Here is a 3,830-nt window from a genome sequence, read left to right on the forward strand (position 1 = left end):
TTAATTTACCCGGCCACCACTGAGATCTTCATTGATAGGATCATCGGTTGCTTCATTAGTGTATAAGAGACCGCCCCCCGGCCGGGGGGTCCTCACGGGTCGGCGGGTCGGCGCCGACCCGGGCGGTAGATGCGCCCCCTACAGCTGGTAGGGGTCCCGGCAGTGGTTGGGCGAGTACCAGGCCACGCCGGTGAGGCGCTCGCTCGACCACGACGGAGCAAGCCGGGTCGGCAGCCCGCACGGCCCGGCTCGGTCGTGGCCCTGGTCAGCGGGCGCCGAGGAGGTGTTCGTAGGCCAGCTGGTCCAGCTGCTCGAACGCCATGCCGCGCCGGGCGGCGGTGTCGACGTCGAAGTCCTCGAAGGCGGAGCGGTCCGCGAGGAGCCCGGTGAGGCCGTCCTGGGCCGTGGGGAGGGCGAGTTCGGGCAGGCGCGAGGCGGTGAGCGCGGCCTGGACCTCCGGGTCGGCGCGGAAGGCGCGGGAACGCTCGGCCAGCAGCAGGTAGTTGCGCATGCAGGCGGCCGCCGAGGCCCACACGCCGTCGAAGTCCTCGGTGCGCGGCGGCTTGAAGTCGAAGTGCCTGGGGCCGTCGTAGCCCGCCGACTCCAGCAGGTCGACCAGCCAGAAGGCCTGCCGCAGGTCGCCGGCGCCGAAGCGCAGGTCCTGGTCGTACTTGATGCCGGACTGGCCGTTGAGGTCGATGTGGAACAGCTTGCCGTGCCACAGGGCCTGGGCGATGCCGTGCGGGAAGTTGAGGCCGGCCATCTGCTCGTGGCCGACCTCCGGGTTGAGGCCGACCCGCTCGGGGCGCTCCAGCTCGTTGATGAACGCCAGCGCGTGGCCGACGGTGGGCAGCAGGATGTCGCCGCGCGGCTCGTTGGGCTTGGGCTCGATCGCGAAGCGCAGGTCGTAGCCCTGCTGCTCGACGTACTCGCCGAGGAGGTCGAAGGCCTCCTTCAGCCGGTCGAGGGCCGTGCGCACGTCCTTGGCCGCCCCCGACTCGGCGCCCTCGCGGCCGCCCCAGGCGACGTAGACCGAGGCGCCGAGCTCCGCCGCCAGGTCGATGTTGCGGATCGTCTTGCGCAGCGCGTAGCGCCGCACGTCACGGTCGTTGGCGGTGAACGCGCCGTCCTTGAAGACGGGGTGGGTGAAGAGGTTGGTGGTGGCCATCGGCACCTTCAGCCCGGCCGTGTCCAAGGCGGCGCGGAAGCGCTTGACCACCTGCTCGCGCTCGGCGTCGCCGGTGCCGAAGGGGATCAGGTCGTCGTCGTGGAACGTGACGCCGTGGGCGCCGAGCCCGGCGAGCCGCTGTACGGTCTCGACCGGGTCGAGGGCGGGCCGGGTCGCGTCGCCGAAGGGGTCGCGCCCCTGCCAGCCGACGGTCCACAGGCCGAAGGTGAACTTGTGCGCGGGGGTGGGGACGAGCGGGTCGCTGGACATGGAGCGGCTCCGAATCGCGTGCGGAGGGTGTTTGTCAGGGCTCTCAACAAATTAGTATGCCGGAACGTCAAAAGGAACCCACACCGGAGGAACGCATGGCTGAGCAGCGTGTCGTGATCGGCGTCGACAGCTCGACCCAGTCCACCAAGGCCCTGGCCGTCGACATCGACACCGGCGCCGTGGTGGGCGAGGGCCGAGCCCAGCACACCGTCAGCACGGGGGCCGGCAGGGAGAGCGACCCCGAGCAGTGGTGGTCGGCGCTCGGCGAGGCCGCGGCGCGTACGGGCTGGGCGGACCGCGCGGCGGCGGTCTCCGTCGCCGGCCAGCAGCACGGCCTCGTCACCCTCGACGCGGCCGGCCGGCCGGTCCGCCCGGCGCTGCTCTGGAACGACGTCCGGTCCGCGCCGCAGGCCGCCGACCTGCGCGACGCGCTCGGCGCGGTGGAGATCGCCCGCCGCACCGGCAGCGTCCCGACGGCCGCCTTCACCGCCCCCAAGTGGGCCTGGCTGCGCGCCCACGAGCCCGCCGCGGCCGACCGCGTCGCCGCCGTCCGCCTGCCCCACGACTTCCTGACGGAACGGCTGACCGGCGAGGCCGTCACCGACCGCGGCGACGCGTCGGGCACCGGCTGGTGGGGCCCGGACGGGTACGACCGGGACGTCCTCGCCTGCATCGGCCTCGATCCCGCGCTCCTGCCCGAGGTCCTCCCGGCCGGTGTGCGGGCCGGCGTCGTCCGTCCCGGTCTGCCGCTGCGCGAGGGGGCACTGGTGGCCACCGGCACCGGCGACAACATGGCGGCGGCCCTCGGGCTCGGCCTGCGCCCCGGGCAGCCGGTGCTCAGCCTGGGCACCTCCGGCACCGTCTACGCCGTCGGCCGGACGCGGCCGGCCGATCCGAGCGGCACCGTCGCGGGCTTCGCCGACGCCCTCGGCGGCTGGCTGCCGCTGGCCTGCACGCTCAACTGCACCCTGGCCGTCGACCGCTTCGCCGCCCTGCTCGGACGCGGCCGCGAGGAGGTCGAGGACGGCGGCACCGCGGTCGTCCTGCCCTACCTGGACGGCGAGCGCACGCCCGACCTCCCAGGCGCGTCCGGCCTGATCCACGGACTCCGCCACGACACCACCCGCGGGCAGCTGCTCCAGGCCGCCTACGACGGCGCCGCCCACGCCCTGCTCGCGGCCCTGGACGGCGTCCTGCGCGCCGGGGGCGAGGACCCCGACGGCGACGAACCGCTGCTGCTCATCGGCGGCGGCGCCCGCGGCACGGCGTGGCAGCGGACCGTCCTGCGGCTCTCGGGCCGGGCGGTCCAGGTGCCCGCCGCGCAGGAACTGGTGGCGATCGGCGCCGCCGCCCAGGCCGCCGCGCTGCTCACCGGCGAGCGCGCCGACGCCGTGGCACGCCGCTGGCGGACGGCCGAGGGACCGGTCCTGGAGGCCGTGAAGAAGGACGAGGACGCGCTGATGCGGATCGGGGATACCCTGCGTCGGGCCGGGGCCTTGCAGGGTGCTCCGGCCGAGGACCGGTAGGAGGGGCGCGTGACGGTGGTGGTCAGGGCGGGCAAGGGACCGGAGAGCGGACCTGCGTCGCAGCAGGACATGCGACGCCAGAACCTCTCACTGGTCCTCGGCGCGGTCGCCGGGCACAGCCCGCTCTCGCGCGCGGACGTCGCCGGGCGCATCGGCCTGACCAGGGCGGCCGTCTCCTCCCTGGTGGACGAGCTGATCGGCCGCGGAGCCCTGACCGAGGCGGCGGCCACGGCCAGTGGCCGGGTCGGCCGCCCCGGACGGGCGCTGGCCGTGAACGACCAGGGCCCGGCGGGTCTGGGGCTGGAGATCGGCATCACCCACCTCGGTGCTTGCGTGGTGGACCTGCGCGGCGAGCCACGGGTGTGGCGCCGGGTCGAACGGGAGAACGCGGGCCGGCCGGCCGGGGAGGTGCTGGCGGAGGCCGCCGCGCTGGCGGCCGAGGCGCAGGCGGAGGCCGCCGACCTCGGCCTGAGCGTCGAGGGCCGCGTCCTGGCCGTTCCCGGGGTGGTGCCGAACGAACCGGCCGGGCTGGTCGAGCGCGCGCCCAACCTCGGCTGGCGCGGCGTCTCCCTCGCCGACCACTGGCCCGACCCGGACACCGTGCCAGAGCCCGAGAACGAGGCCAACCTCGGTGCGCTGGCCGAGTACTGGAGCGCCGGGCAGGCCGCGGAGACCTTCGTCCACGTCTCCGCCGAGGCCGGGATCGGCGCCGCCCTGGTCATCGACGGACGGCTGTTCCGGGGCGCCCGCGGCTTCGCCGGCGAACTCGGCCACATCCCCGTCCAGCCGGACGGCGCCGGATGCGCCTGCGGTGCCCGCGGCTGCCTGGAGCAGTACGCGGGCGACGCGGCGGTGCTGCGCGAGGC

At 74.9% G+C, this 3,830-nt stretch carries 3 protein-coding genes; 2 read left to right on the forward strand and 1 reads right to left on the reverse strand.

Features of this window, described 5'->3' with window-relative positions:
* Positions 1 to 265: 265 nt before the first annotated feature.
* Positions 266 to 1,438: a xylose isomerase gene (gene xylA / locus ACFVU9_RS09575; RefSeq protein ID WP_387591676.1), complete on the reverse strand. Its 1,173-nt coding sequence runs from the start codon at positions 1,436 to 1,438 to the stop codon at positions 266 to 268.
* A 95-nt stretch (positions 1,439 to 1,533) separates the two neighbouring features.
* Between xylA and xylB the strand changes: the two genes are divergently transcribed.
* Positions 1,534 to 2,964 (forward strand): xylulokinase, encoded by a 1,431-nt coding sequence (gene xylB / locus ACFVU9_RS09580; protein WP_387591679.1) that lies wholly within the window; start codon positions 1,534 to 1,536, stop codon positions 2,962 to 2,964.
* Between the two features lie 9 nt (positions 2,965 to 2,973).
* A partial coding sequence (locus ACFVU9_RS09585) for an ROK family protein (RefSeq protein ID WP_387591682.1) occupies positions 2,974 to 3,830 on the forward strand: 857 nt, incomplete at its 3' end.

The sequence above is a fragment of the Kitasatospora sp. NPDC057936 genome (genome assembly GCF_042887525.1).
GTDB lineage: Bacteria > Actinomycetota > Actinomycetes > Streptomycetales > Streptomycetaceae > Kitasatospora.

Bases quoted from the DNA above. Each gene is read 5' to 3' on its own strand.
- xylA (WP_387591676.1), bottom strand. From the start codon at position 1,438: ATGTCCAGCGACCCGCTCGTCCCCACCCCCGCGCACAAGTTCACCTTC.
- xylB (WP_387591679.1), top strand. From the start codon at position 1,534: ATGGCTGAGCAGCGTGTCGTGATCGGCGTCGACAGCTCGACCCAGTCC.